Below are 24,507 nucleotides of genomic sequence, written 5' to 3' on the forward strand. Positions count from 1 at the left end.
CTCATCCCTTGAGCCCGCCGCTGATCAGGTCGAGACGCCAGTAGCGCTGCAGCACGAGCATCATCACCACCAGCGGGATGATCGCCACGGCCGAGCCGATGATCGCGAGGGTGTAGAGCGACGGCGTCCCGGACCCCTTGGACAGCAGCGTGTACAGGCCCACGGTCAGCGGGTACATCCGCTCGTCGGACAGCATGATGAACGGCAGCAGGAAGTTGTTCCAGATGCCGACGAACTGCAGCAGGAAGACCGTCACCATGCCCGGGACCATCATCGGCAGGGCCACGGAGGTGAAGATCCGGGCGTCTCCGGCGCCGTCGATCCGGGCCGCCTCCATCGTCTCCGTGGGCACCGCCGACGCGGCGTAGACGCGGGCGAGAAAGATGCCGAAGGGGGAGATGAGGCACGGCAGGAGCACCGACCAGTAGGTGCCGGCCAGGCCGATCTTCGACATCAGCAGGTACTGTGGCACCGCCAGCGTGATGCCCGGCAGCAGCACGCCGCCGAGGATCGCGTAGAACGCGGCCTGCCGTCCCGGGAAGTCGTACTTGGCGAGCGCGTACCCCGCCATCGTCGAGACGAGCGTGCACGCGGCGGCGCCGACCCCCGCGAACAGGAGGCTGTTCAGGGCCCACTGCGCGTACTGGCCGTCGCCGTAGGCGAACAGGTCGCGCAGGTTGTCGAGGAGCCCGGTGCCCGGCAGGAAGGTGAAGGTCGAGAAGAGCTCGGAGCTGGACTTGGTCGAGGCGACCAGCACCCAGACCACGGGCACGAGGCAGTACAGCGCGCCGAGGAACAGGGCGATGCTCGGCAGCACGGCCCCGCGGCGTCCGGCACGCGGACGGTCGGCGGCGAGCGGCCGGGTGCCCACGGGCCGGGGTGCGGTGACGGTGCTCATCAGGACTCCCCGAACGAACGCTTCTGCGTCATGCGCAGCAGGACGAGCGACACGACCAGCGTGCCGAGGGCGAGGGCGACCGACGACGCCGCGGCCAGCGACAGGTCGTCCCGGGTGAAGGCGTCGCGGTAGATCAGCATGAGCGGCACCCAGGTCTGCGAGATCTCGCTCGTCATCGGCCGCAGCGTGGTGGGCTCGCCGTACACCTGGAGCGTGCCGATGAGGGCGAACAGACCGGTCAGGACCAGGGCCGGCCCGACGAGCGGGATCTTGATCCGGAAGGCGATGTCCCACTCGCCGGCACCGTCGAGGCGGGCGGCCTCGTACACGTCCGCGGGGATCCCCCGCAGGGACGTGTACAGGATGATCATGTTGAACCCGACCCCGCCCCAGATCGCGATGTTCGCGATCGAGGGGAACAGCATCCCGCCGTGCAGCGCGTCCACGCCCGGCAGGCCGAGCCGGTCGAGGATCCAGTTGCCGGGACTCGTGGAGGGCAGGTAGAGGAAGCCCCACAGGAGCGTCGCCACGACACCCGGCACGGCGTACGGGATGAAGATCGCGGTACGGCTGAACCGCGCGCCCCGCACGCGGGGCAGGTCGAGCAGCAGCGCGAACGTGAGCGCGAGCCCGAGGGTGAGGGGTACGGCGATGATCCCGTAGATCCCGAGCCGGCCGAACCCCGCGAGGAGCTCGGGGTCGGTGAACGCGGTGACGTAGTTGTCCAGCCCCACCCAGGACTCCTGGCGGACGCCGAAGGGCCCGCCGCCCGAGACCCGCATGCCGCGGAAGCTCAGGTAGACGGCGTAGCCGATCGGGATCGCGAGGAACGCGACGAACAGCACCGCGGCGGGCAGGAGGAAGAGGGCCGGGGCTCCCCAGCGCCTGCGCACGGCGGTCACTTCTGCGTGACCTCGAAGCCGGTGGTGGTCATGTCGTCGACCACCTCGGCCTCGGTCGCGGTCAGGGCGTCGCGCAGCGGCGTGCCGTCCGTGACGGCCGCCGACATCGCGTCCTGGAAGGCGCTCGAGGCGACGTTCACGTTGGGGCCCCAGCTGATCTCCGGGATCGTGTCCCGCGTGATCCGGGCGGCGGTCTGCCAGTAGTCGTCCTGCTCGGGCATGAGCAGCGGCGGGTCGCTCTCGAGCGTCAGCTCCTGCCCGGCCAGGGACGCCGGGTACTGGCCCTGCTCGATCTGCGCCGCGGAGGCCTCGTCGGCGGTGCCCATCCACCGGGCGAACTCGGCGGCCGCCTCGGCGTGCTCGGTGGACGTCGTCACCACGACCGCGGACCCGCCCTGGAACCCGACGGCCGGGTCGCCCTCCGTCCACTGCGGCAGCGGGGCCATCGCCCAGTCGCCCGCGCTCTCCTCGGCGACGCCGTAGAGCACCCCGGCGGCCCAGAGGCCGGCCGGCCAGGAGAGCACCTGACCCTTGTTGACCTGGGCGTTCCACTCGGGGGTCAGGAGCGGCTCGGCCAGCACGAGGTCCCGGTCGATCAGGTCCTGCCAGTAGTCGGCGACCGCCACCGAGGCCTCGTCGTCGAAGTCCACCGTCCATGCGTCGCCGTCGACCGACCACCACTCGGCGCCGGCCTGCTGCGCCAGCCCGGCGAACCCGCCGAACTCCGCAGGGGCGAACGTCGTGAGGTACGTGTCGGGGTCGGCCTCGTGGACCTGCTCGGCGGCCTCGGCGAACTCGTCCCACGTGGTCGGCACCTCGATGCCGAGCTCCTCGAACCGCGCCTTGTTGTAGGTGAGAGCCTGCGGGCCGGCGTCCTGCGGCACCCCGTAGGTGGCGCCGTCGAACGTGACCTGGCTCCACACGCCCGGGGCGAACTCCTGGTCGAGCCCGTCCACGTGCTCGGAGATGTCGGCGGCGACGCCCGCGACGATCATCGCCGGCAGGGTGTTGTACTCGACGATGGCGACGTCGGGGGCGTTGCCGCCGCGGGTCGCGGTCACGAGCTTGGCGGAGGAGTCGGTCCCGCCGCCCGCGTCGGTCCGCTTCACCTGGATGTCGGGGTGGGCGGCGTTCCAGGCGTCGACCATGGGTTGCTGTGCGGTGCCCCACGCCCAGTACTCGAGGGTGACGGGGCCGTCGTCACCGGCGTCGCCGCCGGAGGCCGCGCCCGACGAGCAGGCGGCGAGGGTGAGGGCGAGGGCCGAGACGGTGGCCGCGAGCGAGACAGTCCTTCGCATCATTCACATCTTCCTTGACGTGTCCGACGAACCACCGCGCCGTCATGGCGAAGCGCTTCGATGATGGGCGTCATCATTTCCGGACGAAACTCGGCCTGTCAAGGCTTGGTAAAACAGGGGAACCTGGGTGGTGAGCATTCGGGCCTTGCTTCAGGTGTGACTATTGCAGGCCGGTTCAGTCGAAGCGGTTCCGCCCGGCAGTGGCGTCCCGCCGCAGATCGCGGCGGCTGGGGAGCACCCGCCGGACGCTGGCAGGATGTTCCGCATGACTGAACCCCTCGTCGTACGTGGCCGCCTGGTCCAGCCGTCCGCGGTGGTGGACGACGGCGTCGTCGTCGCCTCGGGCGGACGCGTCACGTTCGCCGGCTCGATGGCCGAGGCCACGGCTGCGGGCCTCGGGCCCGATGTCGACCGGGTGCCGCCCGCCCCCGGGACGTACGTGCTGCCGGGGCTCGTGGACCTGCACAACCACGGCGGTGGCGGCGCCTCGTTCCCCGACGCCGGCTCGGCCGACGAGGCGATGGCGGGCGTGCTGGAACACCGGCGCCACGGCACCACGACGCTGCTCGCGTCGCTCGTGACGGCCCAGCCGGACGTGCTGCTGCGCCGCGCGGCGGTGCTGGCCGAGCTGGCCACGGCCGGCGAGATCGAGGGGATCCACGCCGAAGGGCCGTTCCTCTCCCACCGGCGCCGAGGCGCGCACAACCCGGCTGACCTGCAAGAAGGCAGCGTCGACCTGGTCCGCGACCTGGTCCGGGCGGCCCGCGGCAGCCTGCGCACCATGACCGTGGCTCCCGAGGTGCCCGGGGTGACCGGCCCCGGCGGCGTGGCCGAGGCACTGACCGCGGCCGGCGTGCTGCCGTCCCTCGGGCACACCGACGGCAGCACCGAGCAGGCCGAAGCGCTGATCAAGCAGGTGACGGCGGCGCTCGCGGGCGGTACCCGGGGCCCGATGACGGCCACGCACCTGTTCAACGGAATGCGCCCCCTGCACCACCGGGTGCCGGGACCGATCGCCGCGTGCCTGGCGGCGGCGGCCCGGGGCGACATGGTGGTCGAGCTCATCGGTGACGGCGTGCACCTCGACGCCGCCACCGTGCGCTCGGTGTTCGACATGGTGGGTGCGGACCACGTGGCGCTCGTGACCGACGCGATGGCGGCGGCCGGGGTGGCCGACGGCCGGTACGAGCTGGGGCCGATGTCGGTGGAGGTGCGCGAGGGCGTCGCCCGCGTCGTCACGGAGACCCAGGCCGCTCCTGAGGAGGGGCCGATCGCGGGCGGCACCGCCCACCTGGTCGACGTGGTGCGGTGCGCCGTGCGGGGCGGCGTCCCGCTCGTGGACGCCGTGCGGTCCGCCACCGTGGTGCCCGCCGGCGTGCTGGGGCTGGCCGGCGAGGTCGGCACCCTGGTGCCGGGCGCCCGCGCCGACGTGCTGGTCACCGACGCCGGCCTGCGCCCGGTACGCGTGCTGCGGCACGGTACGGACGTGGCTGATGTGGCCGACCGGACAGCAGGCGTTGACATCGATGTCGCCGGCCTGTAACGCCCCGCTGCTAGCGTTCTGAACCATGACGCCTCCCGTGTTCCAGCCCGGCCAGACCGTCGTGCGCCGCGAGATCATGCGGGGCGAGCCGTGGATCGCGATCCCGCAGGTCTGCGTCCAGGACGACGGCGACCTGCTGGTCACCTACACGCCCGGCGGCACCCCGATGGTGTACCCGGGCTCCGGCACGTTCCCGGTGGGGGAGCACCCCTGGAAGCTCGCGGGCAGCACCCACTGGCGGGGCCACGGGCGGCTGGAGCTGCACTGGGCCGGCGTGGAGCACTCCCTCTTCCTGTTCTGGGACGGCCCGCAGCGTGCCTTCCAGGGCTGGTACTTCAACCTGGAGGACGCGCCCCGGCGGACCCCGATGGGGTTCGACACGCTCGACCACGAGCTGGACGTCTGGTGGGGTGCCGACGCCGAGACCTACGAGTTCAAGGACGTCGCCGAGTTCGAGGAGACGGGCCCCGCGCGCTACCCCGGCCGGATGGAGCAGATCCGCGCGGAGGGTGCCCGGATCGCCGGGCTGCTGGATGCCGGCGAGCTCTGGTGGGACAAGGCCTGGGCCGACTGGACGCCGGACCCGGCGTGGCAGCCGCGCGAGGTGCCCGAGGGCTGGGAGGGCGTGCCGTTCGAGGTGCGCTGAGCGGCCGGCCCCGGGCGGCGGCGTCGGCCCGGCGATATCGCGCAATTCTGGTGGCAGCCGGGTCGCCGGGCGCTACGGTCGGAGCGTGCCTTCTTCCGCGTCCGTCCCCAGACCTGCCGCACCTGGCTCCCGTCCCGCCGGTACCGGCCTCCGCGCCGAACCGGCCTGGCCCCTGACCACCGACCGTCTGCTGCTCCGTCCGGTCCGGCCGGAGGACGCCGAGGCGTTCTTCGTCTGGCGCTCCCGCCCCGACGTCGTGCGCTACATGTACCAGCCGCCGTGGGACCGCGCCGCGGCCGAGCAGAAGCTCCGGGCCTGGTCGCGCGCCCCGTTCGACGACGTGGGCGACGTCATCGTGCTGGCCGTCGAGCTGGACGGCGCCGTCGTCGGCGAGACGATGCTGAAGTGGGCCGCCGGGCCGCAGCAGGCCGAGCTCGGCTACGCCCTGCGGCCCGACACCGCAGGCCGTGGCCTCGCCACCGAGGCCGCGCGCGCCACCCTCGCCCTCGCCTTCGGCACGTACGGCTTCCACCGCGTCTACGCGCGCATCGACGAGGAGAACGGCGCCTCGGTCCGGGTGGCGCAGCGGCTGGGCATGCGGCAGGAGGCCCGCCTGGTCGAGAGCGACGTGCGCGACGGCGAGTGGTCCACCGAGGTGGTCTACGCGATCCTCGACCGGGAGTTCGACGCCTAGCGTGCCGCGCCCGGCCCCGGTCCGGGGGCCGAGCTCTCCCGCTCGGTGAGGACCGGGGCGAGCAGCCTGGTCTCGGAGGGCTGCTCGCCTCCGAGCCGGGCCATCACCATGTCGACGGCCACCTTGCCGATGTCCTCGGCGGGCAGGTCGATGCTGGTCATCGGGATCCGCTGCGCCAGCGCGACGTCCGTGGGGCACACCGCCACGACCGACATGTCGGTGCCCACGGTCGCACCGCGCTCGGCCAGGCGGGCGAGCACGTGGGGCAGGGCGGCCTCGTTGTGCACGATGATCCCCGTGGTCTCCGGCGCGGTCGCCAGCAGGGTGTCCACGGCCTGCACCGCCCCCGACGGCGTGGCGTCGCACGGCTCGACCGTGACCGTCACGCCGGAGCCCCGGGCCTGGTCACGCAGCCCCCGCATCAGCCGCTCGGCGTAGGACGTGTGCCGCCGCAGCACCTCGGGCGGGGAGCCGATGAGTGCGACGTCGGTGTGCCCGGCCTGCGCCAGGTGCCGCACCGCGAGCCGGCCCGCGGCCTCGAAGTCGAGGTCCACGCAGCTCAGCCCCTCCGGGTCCTGGGGCAGGCCGATGAGCACGGTGGGCTGCTTGGCGGCCGCGACCAGGGGGACGCGCGGGTCGTCCGCCTCGATGTCCATCATCACCAGGGCGTCGACCATGGAGCCGCTGAGCACGCGGTCGAGGCCGCTGACGTCGTCCTGCGTCAGGAGCAGCACGTCGTGCTCGAAGTCCCGGGCCCGTGTGACCACGCCCGCGACGAACTGCATGATCACGGGCACGTTCACGCCGACACGGAGCGGTGCCATGAGAGCGATCACGGTGGTGCGGGCGGACGCCAGCGCCCGCGCTCCCGCGTGCGGCCGGTAGCCCAGCCTGTCGATCGCCCGCTCGACCCGCGCCCGGGTGGGCGCGGAGATGGGTCGCTTGCCGGACAGCACGTAGGAGACGGTCGAGACCGAGACCCCTGCCGCCTTTGCCACGTCGTCGATCGTTGCCATGGTGCCTCTCACTCGGTCTGGTAGCAGTGTGCCTCACGGGAGCAAGCGCTTCGACAAGATAGCCCATGGCGGCCCCAAGAGAGGGGCTAGACATTAGTGATACCAACGAGCTAGCGTGTTGAACCGCTTCGACAACCCGATCGCAGAGGTTCGGGGGCGGCCCGTGACGACGCTGGGCCGGCCGGCGTCGAGCACCGAACATCGAGGAGATGCGATGAAGCACCAGCGGACGACGGCCGTCGCGGCGGCCGTGCTCACCGGAGCCCTGGCTCTGACCGGATGCACCGGTCAGAGCGCCGGCGGCGGCGACACCGACGACAGCACGCTCACCATCTGGCACTACGAGAACGACGACTCGGCGATGGGCAAGGCCTGGGCCAAGGCCATCGAGATCTTCGAGGAGGAGAACCCCGACGTCACCGTCGACGTCCAGAAGCAGACGTTCGAGCAGATCCAGAAGAACGCCAAGATCGTGCTCACGGGCGACGACGTGCCCGACGTCATGGAGTTCAACAAGGGCAACGCCACCGCGGGGCAGCTCGCCGCGCAGGGCCTGCTGACCCCGCTGACCGACGCCGCCACCGAGCGCGGCTGGGACGAGAAGCTGTCCGGCTCGCTCGCCACCACGGCCACCTACGACGAGCAGGGCCTCATGGGCTCCGGCGAGTGGTACGGCGTGCCCAACTACGGCGAGTTCGTGGGCGTCTACTACAACAAGGACATGTTCGCCGAGCACGACCTGGAGGTGCCGACCACCCTCGACGAGTTCGAGGACGTCCTGGCCGCCTTCAAGGAGGAGGGCATCACGCCCCTGGCCGAGGCGGGGGCCGAGTACCCGCTGGGCCAGCTCTGGTACGAGCTCGTGCTCGCCTACGGCGACCGTCAGCTCGTGGACGACTACCAGCTCTTCGCGAACGACGTCGACTTCCACAACGACGCGATGACCCAGGCCACCACGAGGCTCGACGAGTGGATCGAGAAGGGCTACATCGCCTCCGACTCCGCGGCCCTCACGGCCGAGGACATGGGCGTGTCGTTCATCGACGGCACCTACCCGCTCATGGTCAGCGGCTCCTGGTGGTTCGGCCGCCTGGCCACCGAGGTCGAGGCCGACTGGGGCCAGTTCAACTTCCCGGGCAACTCGCTGCACACCGGCTCGTCGGGCAACCTCTGGGTGGTCCCCGCCAACGCCGACTCCCCGAGCCTGGCCGAGGAGTTCATCGACATCACGCTGCGCCCCGAGGTGCAGAACGTGCTGGCCACCGAGGGCGGCCTGCCCGTGGCCGGTGACGCCTCCGTCATCGAGGACGAGCGCACCCGCGAGCTCACCGAGAACTTCCAGGCGATCCTCGACGAGGACGGCCTCGCGTACTACCCCGACTGGCCCGTGGCCGGCTACTACGACGTGATCGTCAGCGAGCTGCAGTCCCTGGTCAACCGGTCCAAGACGCCGGCCGAGGTGCTCGACGGGCTGCAGAGCTCGTACGACGAGGGCAAGGCCGACCTGCTCGATGGCTGACACCGCCCTGACCGACCGGCGCTCGCGGGCGGACCTCCGCCCGCGCGCGCCGCGCGGGACGCGCCGCCGTCGGGCGGAGTGGGTGGCGTACCTGCCCTACCTGCTGCCCGGCGCGGTCGCGTTCGGCGTGGTGATCGGCTACCCGCTGCTGACCAACGTGTACTTCAGCCTGTTCAAGTGGCGCGGCGGGATGGCGCCGCTGCGCTGGTACGGGCTGGGCAACTACGCGGACCTGCTGGGCGACGACAAGTTCTGGACGTCGTTCGGCAACTCGCTCGCGATGATCGTCGCGATGGTGCTCGTGCCCACGCTGCTGGGCCTGGTGCTCGCGGCGGTCCTGTTCGACTACCTCGGGCGGCGGTTCGGCGAGCGTGTCTCCTCCGTGCTGCGCGCCACGTACTACCTGCCGCAGATCCTGCCCGTCGCCGTGGCGGGCGTGCTGTGGAACTGGATCCTGAACTCCCAGACCGGCGCGCTCAACGTGATCCTGCGCGGGATCGGCGTCGAGACGCCGCCCAACTGGCTGGGCGATCCCGACACGGCCCTGCCCTCGGTGATGCTCGTGCTCATCTGGGTGCAGATGGGCTACCCGGTGGTCATCTTCATGGCGGCCCTGCAGCGTGTGGACCCGGAGCTCTACGAGGCGGCCGAGCTGGACGGTGCCGGCTGGTGGGACCGGTTCCGGGCCATCACCGTGCCGCAGATCCGCCCGGAGACGTTCGTGGTGACGCTGACCTGCACCGTGGCGGCGCTCAAGGTGTTCGGACCCATCTACGTGCTGACGCGCGGCGGGCCCGAGAGCTCGACCCTGGTGCCGAGCTACTACTCGTACCTGAACTTCTTCGACAAGTCCCAGGTGGGCTACGGGTCCGCGATCGCCACGGTGCTCACGCTCGTGATCGTGGTCGTCGCGCTGGTGATCCTCGGCCTGCAGAACCGGGCCGAACGACGTGAGAGGGAGGGGATCTGACATGGCCGTCGTCGCAACGGACCCGCGGCCCGCGCAGGTGCGCGCCACCGCCGTCGACTCCCGGTACCGCCGGGGCGCCGGCCGCTGGCTCGTCCTGGCCGCCGCGGTCCTCGTGGGGCTCGCGGTGCTCGCACCGTTCGGGATCATGCTGCTCAACGCGTTCAAGTCGCCGCAGGACTACGCGGCCAACGGACCGCTGTCGTGGCCGTCCTCGCTGTACCTGGACGGCGTGGTCGCGTTCTGGGAGCGCACCGACTTCCCGGTCAAGCTCTGGAACTCGGTGTTCATCTCGGCCCTCGTGGCCGTGGGGGGCGCGCTGCTGTCGCTGCTGAACGCGTACGCGATCGGCATCGGCCGGGTGAAGGGGCGCCTGTGGATCATCGCGCTGTTCCTGCTGGCGAACATGCTGCCGCAGGAGGCGCTGATCTACCCGCTGTTCACGATGGCGCAGTCGGTGGGCCTGTCGAACTCGCAGTGGTCGGTGATCATCATCTTCACCGTCATCCAGTCGGCGTTCGGCACCTACCTGCTGTCGTCCGTGCTCGGCACGTTCCCGCCCGCGCTGCTGGAGGCGGCCGCGCTGGACGGCGCGAGCCGCTGGCGCATCCTCTGGCAGGTCGTGTTCCCGATCGTGCGGCCCACGCTCTCGGTGCTGATGATCTTCTTCTTCATCTGGACCTGGAACGAGTTCTTCATCCCGCTGGTCATGCTGACCAGCAACGACACCCAGACCATCCCCATCGCCCTGGCATCCCTGCAGGGCGACCGCATGATGGATGCACCGACGATCAACGCGGGCTCGCTCGTGTCGCTGGTGCCGGCCGTCATCTTCTTCCTGATCTTCCAGCGCACCCTGACCCGGGGCGTGACCGCCGGGGCGGTCAAGTGACGACGCCCCACCGAGCAGTGACGAGGTCCCACGCATGAGATTCACCGACGGTTACTGGCAGTTCCGCCCCGGCGTCGAGGTGCTGCGCCCCCGCGACATCGACTCCGTCGAGGCGGGCGACGGGACGCTCACCGTGTACGCGCCCACCGCGCCCATCACCAAGCGCGGCGACACCCTGAACCGCCCGGTCGTGACCGTCACGTTCGACGCTCCTGCGGACGACGTGATCGGGGTGCGCATCGAGCACCACCAGGGCCGCCGCGACCCCGGGCCGCACTTCGCGGTCAACCGGGAGCCGGGCGTGGTCAAGGTCGTGACGCCGGCCGCTCCGGGCGAGGGCCCCGCCGAGCTCACCTCGGGCGGCCTCACGGCGCGGGTGTCGACCGACGGCGAGTGGCGCGTCGACTTCGTGGCCGGCGGCGAGGTGCTCACCACGTCGTCCGCCCGGAGTGTCGGGCTGGCGAGCACGCCCGACGGCGACTTCGTGCACGAGCAGCTCGGGCTCTCCGTGGGTGAGCACGTCTACGGGCTGGGCGAGCGGTTCGGCGCGTTCGTCAAGAACGGCCAGAGCGTCGACATCTGGAACGAGGACGGCGGCACCGCCAGCGAGCAGGCCTACAAGAACGTGCCGTTCTACCTCACCGACCGCGGCTACGGAGTCTTCGTGGCACACCCCGAGCACGTCTCGTTCGAGGTGGGTTCCGAGGTGGTCAGCCGCACCCAGTTCTCCGTACCGGGGCAGTCGCTGCAGTACTACGTGATCCACGGGCCCACCCCGGCCGAGATCCTGCGCCGGTACACGGCCCTGACGGGGCGGCCCGCCGTCGTCCCCGCGTGGTCGTACGGGCTGTGGCTGTCCACGTCGTTCACCACGGACTACTCCGAGTCCACGGTCATGAGCTTCGTCGACGGCATGGCCGAGCGGGACCTCCCGCTGTCGGTCTTCCACTTCGACTGCTTCTGGATGCGGCAGTTCCACTGGTGCGACTTCGTGTGGGACCCGGCCACGTTCCCGGACCCCGAGGGCATGCTGACCCGGCTGCACGAGCGGGGCCTGAAGGTCTGCGTGTGGATCAACCCGTACATCGCACAGCGGTCCCACCTGTTCCGCGAGGGTCAGGAGAAGGGGTACCTGGTCAAGACGCCGGAAGGCGACGTCTGGCAGTGGGACAAGTGGCAGGCCGGCATGGCGCTGGTCGACTTCACCAACCCCGAGGCCGCCGCCTGGTACCAGGACAAGCTGCGCGTGCTGCTGGACCAGGGTGTCGACTGCTTCAAGACGGACTTCGGGGAGCGCATCCCCACCGACGTCGTCTGGCACGACGGGTCCGACCCGCAGCGCATGCACAACTTCTACGCCTCCCTGTACAACAAGACGGTGTTCGACCTGCTGGAGCAGGAGCGGGGCACCGGCGAGGCCGTCCTGTTCGCCCGGTCCGCGACGGCGGGCACCCAGGCTTTCCCCGTGCACTGGGGCGGCGACTGCGAGTCCACCTTCGTGTCCATGGCGGAGTCCCTGCGCGGCGGCCTGTCGCTCTCGCTGTCCGGGTTCGGCTACTGGAGCCACGACATCGGCGGCTTCGAGGGCACACCCGACCCGGCCGTCTTCAAGCGGTGGACGGCGTTCGGCCTGCTGTCCTCGCACTCCCGCCTGCACGGGTCCAGCTCGTACCGCGTGCCGTGGGCGTTCGACGACGAGGCCGTCGACGTGACGCGCAAGTTCACCCGGCTGAAGATGCGGCTGATGCCGTACCTCGGCCGACTCGGCCACGTCGCGGCGGCCGAGGGCGTGCCGGTCATGCGGCCGATGGTGCTGGAGTTCCCGGGGGACCGGACCGCGGCCGTCGTCGACACCCAGTACATGCTGGGGCCGTCGCTGCTGGTCGCGCCCGTGTTCGGCGAGTCGCACACCGAGTACTACCTGCCGCCGGGGGAGTGGACCCGGCTCGCGGAGGTCGCCGCGGACGGTCTGGCGGAGACGGTCCCCGGGAGCCGCTGGGTCGCCGAGGAGCACGGCTTCGACACCCTGCCCGTGCTCGTGCGGCCGGGTACCGTGCTGCCGGTCGGCGCGCGCGACGACCGGCCCGACTACGCGTGGGCCGAGGGCGTGACGTTACGCTGCACCCGTCTGCCCGAAGGGTTCGACGAAGAGATCCTGGTCCCCGGTGGCACCGGCGCCCCGGCGACGTTCCGTGTGCGGTACGAGGCCGGCGTCGTGCACGTGACCAGCGCTGACGCTCCTGGCGAATGGAGCGTCGAGAACGAAGGCAAGACCGTTCGGGCCACCGGCCCGGGAGAGGTGGCACTGTGAGTGCACGGAGTTTCCCTGCTGACTTCCTCTGGGGATCGGCGACCGCGTCGTACCAGATCGAGGGCGGCGCGACCGAGGGAGGGCGCGGGCCGTCCATCTGGGACACGTTCTCGCACACCCCCGGCAAGACGCTGAACGGTGACACGGGAGACGTCGCGGACGACCACTTCCACCGCTGGCAGGAGGACGTCGAGCACATCAAGAACCTGGGCCTGGGTGCCTACCGGTTCTCGATCGCGTGGCCGCGGGTGCAGCCGGGCGGTTCCGGCGAGTTCAACGCCGAGGGCATCCGGTTCTACTCGGACCTCGTGGACGGCCTGATCGCCGCGGGCGTCAAGCCCGTCGTCACGCTCTACCACTGGGACCTCCCGCAGGAGCTGGAGGACGCCGGCGGCTGGACCAACCGCGAGACCGCCTACGCGTTCGCGCGGTACGCCCGCAGGATGGCCGAGGAGCTGGGCGACCGGATCGACGTCTGGACCACGCTCAACGAGCCGTGGTGCACGGCCTACCTGGGCTACGGCTCCGGCGTGCACGCGCCGGGCCGCACCGAGCCCCTGGCCGCGCTCCAGGCGGTGCACCACCTCAACCTGGCGCACGGCCTCGCCGTGCAGCAGATCCGGGAGGTGCTCGGCGACGCCGCCAAGACCTCGATCACGCTGAACCTGCACGTGTTCCGGCCGGACGACCCGTCGTCGGAGGCCGACCAGGCCGCCGTCCGCCAGGTCGACGCGCTGGCCAACCGGGCCTTCCTCGGGCCGGTGCTGGACGGCGCCTACCCGGCCGACCTGCTGGAGAACACCGCCTCGGTGACCGACTGGTCGTTCGTGCAGGACGGTGACCTGGAGATCGCCCGGCAGCCGCTCGACGTCCTGGGCGTGAACTACTACTCGACGGCACGCGTGCGGCACTACTCCGGCGAGGGGGAGCGGCAGCAGGCCGACGGGCACAAGGACTCCGCGGGCACCCCGTGGATCGCGGCCGACGACGTCGAGTTCCTGCCCCAGCCCGGCCCGTACACCGCCATGGGCTGGAACATCGAGCCCGCCGGTCTCACGGACCTGCTGGTCTCGCTCCGGGACACCTACCCCGACCAGCCGCTCATGGTCACCGAGAACGGCGCCGCGTTCGCGGACACCGTCGTGGTCGAGGACGGCGTGGCGCGCGTGCACGACGTGGAGCGCGTCTCCTACCTGCACGACCACGTCGAGGCACTCGGGCTCGCCCGGGACCAGGGTGTGGACGTGCGCGGCTACTTCGCGTGGTCGCTGCTCGACAACTTCGAGTGGGCCTACGGGTACGACCGCCGGTTCGGCATCATCCGCGTGGACTACGAGACGCATGTGCGCACGTGGAAGGACTCGGCGCACTGGTACCGCCGGCTGGCCACGACGAACGTGCTGCCGTCCGTCGACGAGGTGGCCCCGGCCTGACGCCCTGACCTGACCCGGCGCCGCCGGTCCGGTCCGTCGAACGCAGGGATCGTCGGTGCACGCGTGCGTGTGCGCCGACGATTCCTGCGTTCGTGCACGAGGCCCGCGGGCGCCGGTGATGACGGCGCCGGCGACGGGATACCTTCTGGCCATGAACGAGCTCCGTGACGTGCTGACCGGCTGGCTGGAGCGGACGCGGGCGGCCGGGCGGGTGCCGGCACTGTCGGCGGCCGTCGGGCGCGGGGGCGAGGTGCTGTGGGCGGACGCCGTCGCGGCCCCCGCCTCGGCGGGCCGCGCACCGGGCGACGGGCCGACGCCGGACCACGCCTTCCGCATCGGTTCCGTGACCAAGACGATGCTCGCCGTGGCGGTGCTGCGGCTCGTCGAGGACGGCGAGGTCACGTTGCACGACCCCGTCGGCGCGCACGTGCCCGACGCCCCGGCGGCGGACGCCACCGTGGCCGAGCTGCTCAGCCACAGTGCCGGCCTGCCCGCCGAGCCCGCGGGTCCCTGGTGGGAACGGGCCGGGGGCTCGACCTGGGGGCAGATCGTGGCCTCGGGCCTGCCACGGCTCGCCGCACCCGGCACCCGGTACCACTACTCGAACGTGGGCTACGCGGTGCTCGGCCGCCTCGTGGAGGACGTGCGCGGCCGGGCCTGGGACGAGGTGCTCCGCGACGAGGTGTGGAGGCCGCTCGGCATGACCTCGACCGGTCGCGCGCCCGTGGGGCCGCACGTCACGGGCTACGCCGTGCACCCCCACGCCGACCTGGTGCACGCCGAGCCCGTGCCCGCCTACCTGGCCATGGGGCCGGCCGGCGAGCTGTGGTCCACGCCGTCGGACCTGGTGCGCTTCGGGACGTGGCTGGCCTGCCACGACACGCTGGGCACCGCGGGCGACGCCGTGCTGCCCGTGGCCGCCCGCCGGCTCATGACGACGCCGCGCGTGGTGGTGGACGAGCCCGGCGCGGCCTGGACCGGTGCGTACGGCCTGGGCGTCCGGGTGCGCAAGGACGTGCTGGACGGGGAGCTCGTGCGCACCGTGGGCCACTCCGGGTCGGTCCCGGGCTTCACCGCCGACCTGCGGGTGGACCTCGCGACGGGCGACGCCGTGGCGGTGGTCGGGTCGAGCACCGCCGGGTTCGGCGACGGGACCGGGCTCCTGGCCGCGTGGCGCGGCCTGGGCTCCCGGGCGTCGGACGACGGCGGAGCCGGCGCGGGTGCCGGTCGTGCCGGTGCGGGTGCCGCTGCCGCTTCGGCGCCCGGCGCCGCGGCGCTCGCGGGCGACTGGTACTGGGGGCCGGTGCCGTACACGCTGACCGCCGTGGGCGGGCGGCTGGCCCTGGCCGGTGTGTCCAGCGGGCGCGGTACCGAGTTCGAGCCCGGTGCCGAGCCCGGCACCTGGGTGGGTGTGACGGCCGGGTACTGGCAGGGAGAGACGCTCCGCGGCGTGGAACGGGAGGGACGTGTGGTCGCGCTGGACGTGGGGACGTTCTGCCTGACGCGCACGCCGTACGCCGCGGACGCGGACCTCCCGGGTGGTCACGACGAGGCGGGTTGGCACGCGCTGTGACATTTCGCACCGCGTGCCGCTCGGGCCGGCGCGACACGCCCAAGCGGTCGCGACACGCCGTCGTCCGGATCTGATTTTCGGACCCCTCCGAGCCCCGCGAGGTGCGTCTTCGCGCGCCCCGGAGGGGCCTCCCGGAACCGCCCGGGAAAGCCCGGCGTGCCGCCTGCCGTGCAGTGTCAGAGGCTCGTGGCAGCATGGTCCCTGAGCGTTCCGGGCGGCTGTGCCGTAGTGCGCCGTTCGTCACCAACCACAACATGTCGTAAGCGAGCGAGCGTCAGACACTAGGTGTAGTGTTTGGTTCAGCGGGAGACGCAGACCCGCGAACAAAGCACACCGACGTAAGTTCACGGGTGTTCTTCGAGGTCAGAGGAGGCGGACATGAGCGTCACGGTCTACAGCAAGCCGGCATGCGTGCAGTGCGACGCGACGTACCGGGCACTGGATCGCAAGGGTGTCGAGTACACGGTCGTGGACATCACGCAGGACGCCGAGGCGCTCGAGATGGTTCGCGGCCTCGGCTACCTCCAGGCACCGGTCGTCGTGGCCGGTGACACCCACTGGTCGGGCTTTCGCCCCGACCAGATCAGCGCGGTCGCCGCGCTCCAGGCCGCTTCGGCCTGACCAGCACCACAGCTACGTCGGCAAGGGGGCGTGACGTGGGTTCTCTCGTCTACTTCTCCAGCGTGTCCGAGAACACGCACCGGTTCGTCCAGAAGCTCGCGCTCGACGAGCTGGGGATGCCGGTGCACCGGATACCGCTCCGCCCGGCCGACGGCTTCCTGCGCGTGGACGAGCCCTACGTCCTCATGGCCCCCACCTACGGTGGCGGCAACGAGGGCGGGGCCGTCCCGCGGCAGGTGAGGAAGTTCCTCAACGACGAACACAACCGGTCGCTCATCCGCGGCGTCATCGCCGCGGGGAACACCAACTTCGGGGCTGCGTACTGCATCACCGGGGACATCATCGCTGCGAAGTGTGATGTCCCCTATCTTTACGCCTTCGAACTACTGGGAACGGCGCAGGACGTCACGCGCGTCCGCAACGGATTGGGACGATTTTGGCAGCAACAACCACTGAGTCTCTCAGCCTGACTGAGGGCCTGAGCGAGATCCCGCTGGAGTCTCTCCAGCTCGACTACCACGCGCTCAACGCCATGCTCAACCTCTACGGTCCGGACGGGAAGATCCAGTTCGAGAAGGACCGTGAGGCGGCCCGCCAGTACTTCCTGCAGCACGTCAACCCGAACACCGTCGAGTTCGACACGCTGGACGCGAAGCTCGACCACCTCGTCGAGGCCCAGTACTACGACCCGACCGTGCTGGCGAAGTACTCCCGCGCGTTCGTCAAGGAGCTGTTCCAGCTCGCGTACTCGAAGAAGTTCCGCTTCGAGACGTTCCTCGGCGCCTTCAAGTACTACACGTCGTACACGCTCAAGACGTTCGACGGCAAGAAGTACCTGGAGCGCTTCGAGGACCGCGTCGCGATGGTCGCCCTCGGCCTGGCCGACGGTGACGAGCAGACGGCGCGCGACATCGTCGAGGAGGTCATCTCCGGGCGCTTCCAGCCGGCGACGCCGACCTTCCTCAATGTCGGCAAGGCGCAGCGCGGCGAGCCCGTGTCCTGCTTCCTGCTGCGCATCGAGGACAACATGGAGTCCATCGCGCGCGGCATCAACTCCGCACTGCAGCTCTCCAAGCGCGGTGGCGGCGTGGCGCTGCTGCTGAGCAACATCCGCGAGCACGGCGCGCCGATCAAGCACATCGAGAACCAGTCCTCGGGCGTCATCCCCGTGATGAAGCTCCTGGAGGACTCCTTCTCCTACGCGAACCAGCTCGGTGCGCGCCAGGGTGCGGGCGCGGTGTACCTGCACGCGCACCACCCCGACATCATGCGGTTCCTCGACACCAAGCGGGAGAACGCGGACGAGAAGATCCGCATCAAGACCCTCTCGCTGGGCGTGGTCATCCCGGACATCACGTTCGAGCTGGCCAAGAAGAACGCGGACATGCACCTGTTCAGCCCGTACGACGTCGAGCGTGTCTACGGCAAGCCGTTCGCCGACATCTCGATCACCGAGAAGTACGACGAGCTCGTCGCCGACGACCGCATCCGCAAGACCACGATCAGCGCCCGCGACTTCTTCCAGACGCTCGCGGAGCTGCAGTTCGAGTCGGGCTACCCGTACATCATGTTCGAGGACACGGTGAACAAGGCGAACCCGATCAAGGGCCGCATCACCCACTCGAACCTGTGCTCCGAGATCCTCCAGGTCTCGACCCCGTCGACGTTCAAGGAGGACCTCTCCTACGACACGGTCGGCCGGGACATCTCCTGCAACCTGGGCTCGCTGAACATCGCCAAGGCGATGGACTCGCCGGACTTCGGCCGCACCATCGACACGGCGATCCGCGCGCTGACCGCGGTGAGCGACCAGACCTCGATCGAGTCGGTGCCGTCGATCAAGCTGGCCAACGAGCAGGGGCACGCCATCGGCCTCGGCCAGATGAACCTGCACGGCTACCTCGCCCGCGAGCACATCTACTACGGCTCGGAGGAGGGTGTCGACTTCACGAACATCTACTTCTACACCGTGGCCTACCACGCGATCGCGGCGTCCAACCGTCTCTCGATCGAGCGCAAGCAGAAGTTCGGCGGGTTCGAGGACTCGAAGTACGCGACGGGCGAGTACTTCGACAAGTACGTCCAGCAGGAGTGGAAGCCGGCCACGGCGCGGGTCGCGCAGCTCTTCGCGGACGCCGGCGTGGCGATCCCGACGCAGGACGACTGGCGTGCGCTCAAGGCCTCGGTCATGGAGCACGGCATCTACAACCAGAACCTCCAGGCCGTGCCGCCCACGGGTTCGATCAGCTACATCAACAACTCGACGTCGTCCATCCACCCGGTCCCGGCCAAGATCGAGATCCGCAAGGAAGGCAAGCTCGGCCGCGTCTACTACCCGGCGCCGTACATGACGAACGACAACCTGGACTACTACCAGGACGCGTACGAGATCGGCTACGAGAAGATCATCGACACGTACGCCGCGGCGACGCAGCACGTGGACCAGGGCCTCTCGCTGACCCTGTTCTTCCCGGACACGGTGACCACGCGCGACGTGAACAAGGCGCAGATCTACGCCTGGCGCAAGGGCATCAAGACGCTCTACTACATCCGCCTGCGCCAGCTCGCGCTGGAGGGTACCGAGGTGGACAACTGCGTCTCCTGCATGCTGTGACGCGCACCCTCTGCCAGATCCCCGCCGACCGTAGTCTCTGAAGGAACTCCCATGTCGCCAACCGGCAAGCTCAAGCTCATCGATCGCGTGACGGCGATCAACTGGAACCGCCTCGAGGACGAGAAGGACCTCGAGGTCTGGGACCGTCTGGTCGGTAACTTCTGGCTGCCGGAGAAGGTGCCGGTGTCCAACGACATCCAGTCGTGGAACACGCTCTCGGAGCACGAGAAGACGATGACCTCGCGGGTCTTCACCGGCCTGACCCTCCTGGACACCATCCAGGGCACGGTCGGCGCGGTGTCGCTGATCCCGGACGCGCTCACCCCGCACGAGGAGGCGGTGTACACCAACATCGCCTTCATGGAGAGCGTGCACGCGAAGAGCTACTCCTCGATCTTCTCGACGCTCCTGTCGACGCCGGAGATCGACGCGGCCTTCGAGTGGTCCGAGAACAACGAGCACCTGCAGAAGAAGGCGGAGATCGTCCTCGACTACTACCGGGGCGACGACCCGCTGAAGCGCAAGGTCGCCTCGACGATGCTCGAGTCGTTCCTGTTCTACTCCGGCTTCTACGCGCCGATGTACTGGTCCTCGCGGGCCAAGCTCACGAACACGGCAGACCTGATCCGCCTCATCATCCGTGACGAGGCAGTGCACGGGTACTACATCGGCTACAAGTACCAGAAGGGCCTCGCGAAGCTGACGCAGCCCGAGCAGGACGACCTCAAGGCGTACACGTTCGACCTGCTGTTCGAGCTGTACGAGAACGAGGTCGAGTACACCGACTCGCTCTACGGCGAGCTGGGGCTGACCGAGGACGTCAAGAAGTTCCTGCGGTACAACGGCAACAAGGCCCTGATGAACCTGGGCTACGAGGCGCTGTTCCCCAAGGAGGACACCGACGTCAACCCCGCGATCCTCGCGGCGCTGTCGCCGAACGCGGACGAGAACCACGACTTCTTCTCGGGGTCTGGCTCGTCGTACGTGATCGGCAAGGCCGTGGAGACCGAGGACGACGACTGGGACTTCTGACACCACGTCGGAGCTCGTCGCGCACCGCCTGAGCAGAGGCCCGGAACCGCAGATTCCTGCGGCTCCGGGCCTCTTCATGTGTGGCAACCGGCTGCGGCGTGATACATCGGCAACGCCAGTTTCGGGTTCTTCCGAAGTATGTCGCCGGCCTGGTCGTTCGGCTCGTAGGTTCGCCGTGCTCCGCGCGACGCCGGGCACCGGGTCCGGACCGGGTGCGGGGCAGGACGGAAACTCAGATGACAGTCAAGAAGCGATGGCTCGCCACGCTGTCGGGGGTACTGGTGGTGCTGGTGTGCGCCGTCGGTGGCACACAGGCAGCGCAGGCCTACGACAGCAACGTGATCCACCCCGACGGTACCCGGGTCACCGAGACCGACGGCGCGAGCGCCGGCGACAGGGCGGCCGCAGCCTGGAGGCCCGACATCACCCCGCTCCATACCAGCAACAACGAAGCCGTGTTCCGGAACCAGACCACGTTCTGGCGCAACGCCCTCCTGAACGGGTGCAAGGCCGGCCGTGCGTGCATCGCGGTCGGGCAGGGGGACGGCCTCCATACCGTGTTCGTTCTTTATCAGTGCGACACGCGCACCCTGACCAACTTCATCGACGCCGGAGCGATCAACAACAACCAGTCGGACGACGCCGTCGTGGTGTTCACCGGCCCCGGCGCCATCGGCAGGCACTACCCGGACGGCGAGGTCCACGGGTTCAACCCGCTCCCGTACGACCGCGTCGACCCGTGCTGACCGTCGCGTTCTGCGCCTAGGTTCGTACGCACGTCGTGCGGGATCCGGTGCGGTGTCCCGTCATCAGCCGGGGCATTGCACCGGATCCGCCGTCATGCCGGGAGTGCGACGTTCAGCCGGAAGCCCTGTGGCGCGTGCTCGGCGTGCACGTCGCCGCCGTGCGCCTGGACGATGCCGCGCACGATCGCCAGCCCGAGCCCTGCGCCCGGCGACCCGGCGTCGGTCTCCGGGGTCCGGGCGGAACAGGCCCGCCAGCCGACCTCGAACATCCGGCTCAGGTCCTCGGCATCGACGCCGCTGCCCTGGTCGAGCACCGACAGCACGAGACGGTCGTTCTGGCGCTCGGCGGAGACGGTGACCTCCGACCCGCGCGGGGCGTGCCGGATGCTGTTCGTGAGCAGGTTCACCACCACGCGCGTGAGCTTGTGCGGGTCGGCCAGGAGCATCCGGCCCTCGATGTCGGTGTGCACGATCCGGACGTCCTTCGCGGACGCGAGCTGGTGCACGTCGGCGACGGCGTCCGACACGACGTCCAGCAGCTCGATGTTCTCCGGTCGCAGCTGCAGGCCCCCGCTGTGGATCTGGGAGAGCGCGAACAGGTCGTCGACCAGCCGGCTCATCGTCGTGACCTGCATGCGGATGCGTCGCACGTAGTCGGCCGGGTCGTCCACGACGCCGTCGTCCAGTGCCTCGGCCAGGGCGCTGACGCCGGTCAGCGGGGTGCGCAGGTCGTGCGAGATCCACGCGAAGAACTGCCGCCGGGAGGCGTCGAGCTGCTCGATCTCCGTGCGTGCCGCCGCGAGGCGGGCGGAGGTCTCGGCGAGCTGAGCGGAGAGGTCGGTGAACTCCTTGCCCGCGTGGTCCTGCGCGTCCACGACGGCGCCGTCGCCCACGCGCTCGACGGTGTACCGCAGGCTGGCGAACGCCCTGCTGGCGGCGCGTGCGGTGAGCAGCGTCGCGGCCACGCTGAGCACCGCGGACGCAGCCGTGACCCACAGGAGCACCAGCAGGTCGTGCCCGGAGAGATACATCAGGGCGGAGACCGCCACGACGGAGCAGACGATGGACGCGATGGCGGTGACCACGACCACGGTGAACTGGAACGTGATGGAGCGCGGTGGGCACAGCCGCAGGATCAGGAGGGCGGCGGCCGTGATCGCGGTGGTGCAGCCGAGCGCGATGGACAGGAGCAGGATCAGGTCACCCGGGGTGAGCGTCATGCGACCCCCTCGACGGTGAACCGGTATCCCTGGCCCCACTCGGTGAGCAGGTACCGGGGGAAGCGGGGCTCGGGCTCGATCTTCTCCCGCAGCCGGCGGACGTGGACCGTCACCGTCGAGGTCTCGCCGAAGCTCCACCCCCACACCTCGCGCAGGATGTCGTCGCGGGTCAGCAGACGGTCAGGGTTCTGCAGCAGGAACAGGAAGAGCTCGTACTCGCGGTTGGTCAGCGTCATCTCGTTGTCCCGGAGCCAGATCCGCCGGTGTGCGGGCTGGACCCGGAACGGCCCGAGGGTGAACGGCCCCGGGGAGACGTGCTTGCCGCGGCTACGGCGCAGCAGGGCGTCGATCCGCAGGCGGAGCTCGCGCAGCGCGAACGGCTTGGCGATGTAGTCGTCGGCGCCGTGCTCCAGCCCGTCGATCCGGTCCTCGACCGCGCCCAGGGCGGTGAGCATGATGATCGACGTCTGCGGCGCCGTCCGGCGCACCTCGCGGCACAGCTCGTCGCCGCTGACCCCGGGCAGCATCCGGTCCAGGACCAGCACGTCCGGTCGCGCGGTGCGCAGCGCCCGGCGCGCCGCGGTCCCGTCGTCGTGCTCGGTGACCTGGTAGCCGCGTCCTCGCAGGTAGTCGGAGACGACGGCCAGGACCGTGGCATCGTCCTCCACGACCATGATCTCCGCCGTCGTCTCCATGCCGGCCAGCCTAACCAGGGCGGTCGCCGGCACCCGCAGTTCTTACGCCGCTGAAAGACTTTCCGTGCCGGACACCCGCCGTGGCTACGTTGTGCGAGGTCGGCGGCATGTCCGATGCCTCTCGCATGTCGCCGGCTGCCCGGCAGCGCCGGGCGCACCCCGCACACCGCACCCGACCGAACGGCGGACATGTTTCCTCACGTCGATATCACCAAGCAGTTCCCCAGCGCCCGCGACGCGTACCTCGCGTTCGGCAAGGAGGTCCAGGCGGCGGCGACGTCCGCCGGCCTGTCGACCATCCTCGTGGAGCTGATCAGGATCCGCGTCGCACAGCTCAACGGCTGCGCGTACTGCCTCCGCGCGCACACCCGGGCCGCCGTCGCAGCCGGCGAGTCCGCCGACCGGCTCGCCGTGCTGCCCGCCTGGTGGGAGTCGCAGTACTTCACCGAGCAGGAGCAGGCGGCACTGTCCCTGGCCGAGCGGGTGACGCGGGTCGCGGACGAGCACACCGCGCCGCCCGCCGGGATCGACGTCGCACAGGTGCTCACGCCGGCGCAGGTCGCCGCGGTGACCTGGATCGCGATCGAGATCGGCGGCTGGAACCGGATCGCGGTGACCAGTCACCTCCCCGTGGGATCCTGACCGTGGCGACCGCGGAGCACGAGCTCGACGACCCGGTCCTGCGCTCGCTCACGGGCCGGCACCGCGACCTCGCGTTGCTGGACGGCCGAGCCGCGCGTTTCCGTCCCGAGGTCGGGCCCTTCATGGCGGTCCCGGACGACGCCGACGACGAGGACTGGCAGGCCCTGGCCCGCCTGTCCCACGGCGTGCCGGGCCTGCTGTTCCGGCCGGCGGCGGACCTGCCCGCCGGCTGGTCCGTGCTGCACCGGATCGAGGGGGTGCAGATGGTCGGGGTCCGGACGAAGGCCTGGACCGCGGACGACGTCGTCGTGCTCGGACCTGCGGACGTGCCCGAGATGCGCGCCCTCGCCGCGGTGGCCGAGCCGGGCCCGTTCGGCGCCCGGACGGCCGAGACGGGGACGTACCTCGGGATCCGGAAGGAGGGCCGGCTCGTCGCCATGGCGGGCGAGCGGCTGCAGACCGACCACTGGGTCGAGGTCAGTGCGGTGTGCACGCACCCGGACTGGCGTGGTCGCGGGTACGCGACGATGGTGGTCGCAGCCCTGGCCGACCACGTACGGCGACAGGGCAGAGAGGTCTTCGGGCACGTCGTCGGGGCGAACACGAGCGCTCTGCGGCTCTACGAGGAGCTCGGGTGCGAGGTCCGGCGCAGCGTGCAGGCCACCGAAGCGGTGGCGGTGGGTCCGGCGCTACCTGGGTGAGCGCTGCCCGGAGACTCTGGCAGGTCTCCCTGGACCTGGCCGGGTCCGGGGGCGCACCGGGACGGCGGTGATGAGACCCGGGCGGCCGCTGAACCGGCCGCCCGGGTGCCTCGCCGTCGGCTCAGCTCAGGTGGGTGTGGCCGAAGGCGTCGGGCAGCTTCAGGCCGGCGCCGATCGCGCGGTCGAAGGCGGTGTGGAAGGCCCAGGCGCAGGCGAGCAACCCGCACCAGGAGGACACCGCGGGGGAGGACGTGGCGGTGAGCAGGGCGACCGTCGCCGCGATCGCGGGCCAGGTGTTGTGCACGGCATTGTAGGAAGCCGCTCCGGCCGCCGGGGAACGGAGGTAGCCCAGCATCGACAGGTCGAAGGCGAGGAACACAGCCAGGACCATCCACCACCGGTCGGGATACAGGACCAGGGCGGCGACGAGCGCGAGCGCGGCGATGACCACCGACTCGATGCGCTGGACGGGGATCGGGCCGGTGAGGCCGCCAGGACGCGGAGGGTCCTGGGCAGGGCGGGGAGAACTCACTGTCTTCCTTTC

General features: G+C 70.5%; 23 protein-coding genes. 16 read left to right on the forward strand and 7 right to left on the reverse strand.

Annotated features, from left to right (window positions below; genetic code table 11):
• Position 1: 1 nt before the first annotated feature.
• The 3 genes from ACIBBF_RS15915 to ACIBBF_RS15925 are packed head-to-tail and all read right to left on the reverse strand — an operon-like array spanning position 2 to position 3,101.
• On the reverse strand, positions 2–898 hold the full coding sequence (locus ACIBBF_RS15915) for a carbohydrate ABC transporter permease (RefSeq protein ID WP_397414988.1): 897 nt from the start codon (positions 896–898) through the stop codon (positions 2–4).
• A complete protein-coding gene (locus tag ACIBBF_RS15920) occupies positions 898–1,791 on the reverse strand; it encodes a carbohydrate ABC transporter permease (protein WP_397414991.1) in 894 nt (297 codons plus the stop codon). Before ACIBBF_RS15920 ends, ACIBBF_RS15915 begins: the two co-directional genes overlap by 1 nt.
• 5 nt (positions 1,792–1,796) lie before the next feature.
• On the reverse strand, positions 1,797–3,101 hold the full coding sequence (locus ACIBBF_RS15925; RefSeq protein ID WP_397414994.1) for an ABC transporter substrate-binding protein: 1,305 nt from the start codon (positions 3,099–3,101) through the stop codon (positions 1,797–1,799).
• A gap of 262 nt (positions 3,102–3,363) precedes the next feature.
• On the opposite strand from ACIBBF_RS15925, the gene ACIBBF_RS15930 reads away from it, so the two are divergent.
• The 3 genes from ACIBBF_RS15930 (at position 3,364) to ACIBBF_RS15940 (ending at position 5,981) form a co-directional block, all read left to right on the forward strand.
• Positions 3,364–4,641: an N-acetylglucosamine-6-phosphate deacetylase gene (locus ACIBBF_RS15930; RefSeq protein ID WP_397414997.1), complete on the forward strand. Its 1,278-nt coding sequence runs from the start codon at positions 3,364–3,366 to the stop codon at positions 4,639–4,641.
• A 25-nt stretch (positions 4,642–4,666) separates the two neighbouring features.
• Positions 4,667–5,287, forward strand: a complete 621-nt coding sequence (locus tag ACIBBF_RS15935; protein WP_397415000.1) for a DUF402 domain-containing protein — start codon at positions 4,667–4,669, stop codon at positions 5,285–5,287.
• A gap of 85 nt (positions 5,288–5,372) precedes the next feature.
• Positions 5,373–5,981 (forward strand): GNAT family N-acetyltransferase, encoded by a 609-nt coding sequence (locus ACIBBF_RS15940; protein WP_397415003.1) that lies wholly within the window; start codon positions 5,373–5,375, stop codon positions 5,979–5,981.
• On the opposite strand, the gene ACIBBF_RS15945 is transcribed toward ACIBBF_RS15940, so the two are convergent.
• Positions 5,978–6,997, reverse strand: a complete 1,020-nt coding sequence (locus ACIBBF_RS15945) for a LacI family DNA-binding transcriptional regulator (RefSeq protein WP_397415006.1) — start codon at positions 6,995–6,997, stop codon at positions 5,978–5,980. The two genes, ACIBBF_RS15940 and ACIBBF_RS15945, sit on opposite strands and share 4 nt — an antisense overlap.
• A 214-nt stretch (positions 6,998–7,211) precedes the next feature.
• Here ACIBBF_RS15945 and ACIBBF_RS15950 point away from each other — a divergent pair, with 214 nt between their 5' ends.
• The 11 genes from ACIBBF_RS15950 to ACIBBF_RS16000 all read left to right on the forward strand — a co-directional run bounded on the left by ACIBBF_RS15950 (position 7,212) and on the right by ACIBBF_RS16000 (position 20,705).
• Positions 7,212–8,516 (forward strand): ABC transporter substrate-binding protein, encoded by a 1,305-nt coding sequence (locus ACIBBF_RS15950; protein WP_397415009.1) that lies wholly within the window; start codon positions 7,212–7,214, stop codon positions 8,514–8,516.
• The gene (locus tag ACIBBF_RS15955) at positions 8,509–9,486 is read left to right on the forward strand and encodes a carbohydrate ABC transporter permease (protein ID WP_397415012.1); all 978 of its coding nucleotides are present in this window, start codon (positions 8,509–8,511) and stop codon (positions 9,484–9,486) included. The genes ACIBBF_RS15950 and ACIBBF_RS15955 overlap by 8 nt, the downstream gene beginning before the upstream one ends.
• 1 nt (position 9,487) lies before the next feature.
• The gene (locus ACIBBF_RS15960) at positions 9,488–10,375 is read left to right on the forward strand and encodes a carbohydrate ABC transporter permease (RefSeq protein ID WP_397415015.1); all 888 of its coding nucleotides are present in this window, start codon (positions 9,488–9,490) and stop codon (positions 10,373–10,375) included.
• A 34-nt stretch (positions 10,376–10,409) separates the two neighbouring features.
• Complete coding sequence (gene yicI / locus ACIBBF_RS15965; protein ID WP_397415018.1) at positions 10,410–12,686, forward strand: alpha-xylosidase; 2,277 nt, start codon at positions 10,410–10,412, stop codon at positions 12,684–12,686.
• Complete coding sequence (locus ACIBBF_RS15970; RefSeq protein ID WP_397415021.1) at positions 12,683–14,119, forward strand: GH1 family beta-glucosidase; 1,437 nt, start codon at positions 12,683–12,685, stop codon at positions 14,117–14,119. Before yicI ends, ACIBBF_RS15970 begins: the two co-directional genes overlap by 4 nt.
• 151 nt (positions 14,120–14,270) lie before the next feature.
• Positions 14,271–15,692: a serine hydrolase domain-containing protein gene (locus tag ACIBBF_RS15975; RefSeq protein WP_397415024.1), complete on the forward strand. Its 1,422-nt coding sequence runs from the start codon at positions 14,271–14,273 to the stop codon at positions 15,690–15,692.
• 378 nt (positions 15,693–16,070) lie between these two features.
• Positions 16,071–16,313, forward strand: coding sequence for a glutaredoxin-like protein NrdH (gene nrdH, locus ACIBBF_RS15980; protein ID WP_020017613.1), 243 nt, complete (start codon positions 16,071–16,073; stop codon positions 16,311–16,313).
• 35 nt (positions 16,314–16,348) lie between these two features.
• Positions 16,349–16,783: a class Ib ribonucleoside-diphosphate reductase assembly flavoprotein NrdI gene (gene nrdI / locus ACIBBF_RS15985; RefSeq protein ID WP_397415027.1), complete on the forward strand. Its 435-nt coding sequence runs from the start codon at positions 16,349–16,351 to the stop codon at positions 16,781–16,783.
• Between the two features lie 62 nt (positions 16,784–16,845).
• The gene (gene nrdE, locus ACIBBF_RS15990) at positions 16,846–18,927 is read left to right on the forward strand and encodes a class 1b ribonucleoside-diphosphate reductase subunit alpha (protein WP_397415199.1); all 2,082 of its coding nucleotides are present in this window, start codon (positions 16,846–16,848) and stop codon (positions 18,925–18,927) included.
• A gap of 51 nt (positions 18,928–18,978) precedes the next feature.
• Positions 18,979–19,959: a class 1b ribonucleoside-diphosphate reductase subunit beta gene (gene nrdF / locus ACIBBF_RS15995; protein ID WP_397415029.1), complete on the forward strand. Its 981-nt coding sequence runs from the start codon at positions 18,979–18,981 to the stop codon at positions 19,957–19,959.
• Positions 19,960–20,195: 236 nt separating this feature from the next.
• Positions 20,196–20,705, forward strand: coding sequence for a hypothetical protein (locus ACIBBF_RS16000; protein WP_397415032.1), 510 nt, complete (start codon positions 20,196–20,198; stop codon positions 20,703–20,705).
• Between the two features lie 92 nt (positions 20,706–20,797).
• Here ACIBBF_RS16000 and ACIBBF_RS16005 read toward each other — a convergent pair whose 3' ends face one another.
• Complete coding sequence (locus tag ACIBBF_RS16005) at positions 20,798–21,925, reverse strand: sensor histidine kinase (protein ID WP_397415034.1); 1,128 nt, start codon at positions 21,923–21,925, stop codon at positions 20,798–20,800.
• Positions 21,922–22,620, reverse strand: a complete 699-nt coding sequence (locus tag ACIBBF_RS16010) for a response regulator transcription factor (RefSeq protein WP_397415036.1) — start codon at positions 22,618–22,620, stop codon at positions 21,922–21,924. Before ACIBBF_RS16010 ends, ACIBBF_RS16005 begins: the two co-directional genes overlap by 4 nt.
• A 189-nt stretch (positions 22,621–22,809) precedes the next feature.
• Between ACIBBF_RS16010 and ACIBBF_RS16015 the strand changes: the two genes are divergently transcribed.
• The gene (locus ACIBBF_RS16015; RefSeq protein WP_397415039.1) at positions 22,810–23,262 is read left to right on the forward strand and encodes a carboxymuconolactone decarboxylase family protein; all 453 of its coding nucleotides are present in this window, start codon (positions 22,810–22,812) and stop codon (positions 23,260–23,262) included.
• A gap of 2 nt (positions 23,263–23,264) precedes the next feature.
• On the forward strand, positions 23,265–23,963 hold the full coding sequence (locus ACIBBF_RS16020; RefSeq protein ID WP_397415041.1) for a GNAT family N-acetyltransferase: 699 nt from the start codon (positions 23,265–23,267) through the stop codon (positions 23,961–23,963).
• 121 nt (positions 23,964–24,084) lie between these two features.
• On the opposite strand, the gene ACIBBF_RS16025 is transcribed toward ACIBBF_RS16020, so the two are convergent.
• Positions 24,085–24,495, reverse strand: coding sequence for a DUF4260 family protein (locus ACIBBF_RS16025; RefSeq protein ID WP_397415043.1), 411 nt, complete (start codon positions 24,493–24,495; stop codon positions 24,085–24,087).
• Positions 24,496–24,507: the final 12 nt, after the last annotated feature.

Origin of the sequence: Promicromonospora sp. NPDC050880 (genome assembly GCF_044456525.1) — a bacterium.
GTDB lineage: Bacteria > Actinomycetota > Actinomycetes > Actinomycetales > Cellulomonadaceae > Promicromonospora.